This window comes from Paenarthrobacter sp. NPDC091711, from assembly GCF_044756605.1.
In the GTDB taxonomy this organism is placed as follows: Bacteria; Actinomycetota; Actinomycetes; order Actinomycetales; family Micrococcaceae; genus Arthrobacter.
In genome coordinates this window covers 1-1,755 of the sequence record NZ_JBIVTF010000034.1, presented here as the reverse complement: position 1 = coordinate 1,755, position 1,755 = coordinate 1, and the positions used below count along the sequence as shown (strand labels likewise).

Genomic DNA, 1,755 nt, shown 5'->3' with positions numbered 1-1,755 from the left:
CCTACCGAACCGTACACACCTTCCGGCTTTCCGTTTCGCACCCGGCGACTCAGAAAACAATACACGCCCCACACCCCCAACGCAAATCCACCCCCCAACCAAACCCCACACACCCCCAACACCCCACCAAACCGCCGTCGAGCACCCCGCAGTCTGACGCACGAGCAAGCCTGCAATCGCGTCACATCACGTGAGGGAATCGGGCATCCCAAAGTGTCGGTGCAAACCATCGTCGAGGAATCGCATGATCGATGCGATCTTGCGTCCATCCTGAGAAGGCTCAATGAGCACTAGGCCCCGCGCCTGACCTTGGAGGTAACAGACGAAAGCCGGCCTGCCGCCTGCAGTGACGGCGGCCAGCTCATAACTACCGCCAGGCCGTCCAGCCGCACTGGCACGAAGAAAGTCTCCAACCGCCTCACGCTCTACGTAGCATTCACTGGCTGGGGGCATAGCCAGCCAGCACTGATCGGTAAGGAGCTCCAGGACCGCATCGACGTCGTCTCGAGAGAACGCATCCGCAAACTTGCTGGCAAGGTCGCGGTGGTCTTCTCCCTTGTCGAGCGGCAATGGAGCAGGCCGGGCAGAGCGGGCGCGCTGCAGGAGACCCTTAGCTGCTGTGGGGCCAATCGAAAGCATATCCGCGGCTTCGCCAACGCTGAAGTCCAGCACATCGCAGAGCATCAACACCGCAGCTTGGCGCGGTGGCATTCGCTGAAGCGCAATCACAAAGGCGAGCTTGATACTTTCACGGGCAACAACCTGCGCTGCAGGATCAAGTTCGTTGACCAAAGAGTCGGGGTAGGGCTGCAAATGCGTGTGGTCGAACCGGCCGCTTGGGGCCGGCGGCTCGAAGGGCGGCAGAGGTGCGGGACGAGGACGGCGGGCTCGATCCCTTCGTGCATTGAGCGAACGGGTAGTCGCAATCCGGTAGAGCCAGGTCCGCAACGATGATCGGCCGGCGAATCCGGACAAGCCCTGCCACGCTGCGAGCAGAACCTCCTGCAGTACATCGTCAGCATCATCAACAGAGCCTACGATCCGGTAACAGTGCAGATGGAGTTCCCGGCGCAAGGGCGCAACCAGCGCGGCGAAGGCCTCCTTATCGCCGGATCGGGCTGCGTCCAACTGAGCTGACGTCACGGTTCAATCTTGGCATGTACCCCTACAGTCGTTCCGATATGGCCGCTTCCGGTGTCTAAACAGAAGTAGCCCTCTACGAAAGGAACAGCACCATGTCCAACCCTCAAGCTGCAGCCGTAAAGATCGCAGTGGCATACCACCAGGCCTGGACTACCGGCAGCCTCGACGCGGCAGCCACCCACTTGGCCGAAGATGTCATTTGCTACGCACCTTCAGGCGTCATCGAAGGGAAAGCGGCAGTCCGGGCCTTTATGGATCCCTTCGCTGCTTCGCTCACGCAATCCACGCTTCTTGCTGTCTTCGGCACGGACGAAGAAGCACTGCTGATGTACAACACAGCCAATCGGGCAGTGCCGAGCGCTCCTGGCGCAGAGCTCTACCGCATTCAGAACGATCAGATTGTTGAGATTCGCATCATCTTCGATCGCCTGCCCTTCGCGTTGGCGCGTGGCGACGTCGTTGAGGTGTGAGAGCAGTGTGGTTTTTGGTTGTTAAATGCGGGGAGCCCCGACCTGTGTGGTCGGGGCTCCCCGTTAATGGTTGTCCGGCGGTGTCCTACTCTCCCACACCCTCCCGGGTGCAGTACCATCGGCGCTGTGGGTCTTAGCTTCC

Annotated in this window: 2 protein-coding genes; one reads left to right on the top strand and one right to left on the bottom strand. The window is 60.6% G+C overall.

From position 1 onward, the window contains the following. Window positions 1-186 precede the first annotated feature (186 nt). Complete coding sequence (locus ACIQH5_RS22425; RefSeq protein ID WP_400407847.1) at window positions 187-1,143, bottom strand: RNA polymerase subunit sigma-70; 957 nt, start codon at window positions 1,141-1,143, stop codon at window positions 187-189. 92 nt (window positions 1,144-1,235) lie between these two features. On the opposite strand from ACIQH5_RS22425, the gene ACIQH5_RS22420 reads away from it, so the two are divergent. Then, a complete protein-coding gene (locus ACIQH5_RS22420) occupies window positions 1,236-1,613 on the top strand; it encodes a nuclear transport factor 2 family protein (protein ID WP_400407845.1) in 378 nt (125 codons plus the stop codon). Window positions 1,614-1,755: the final 142 nt, after the last annotated feature.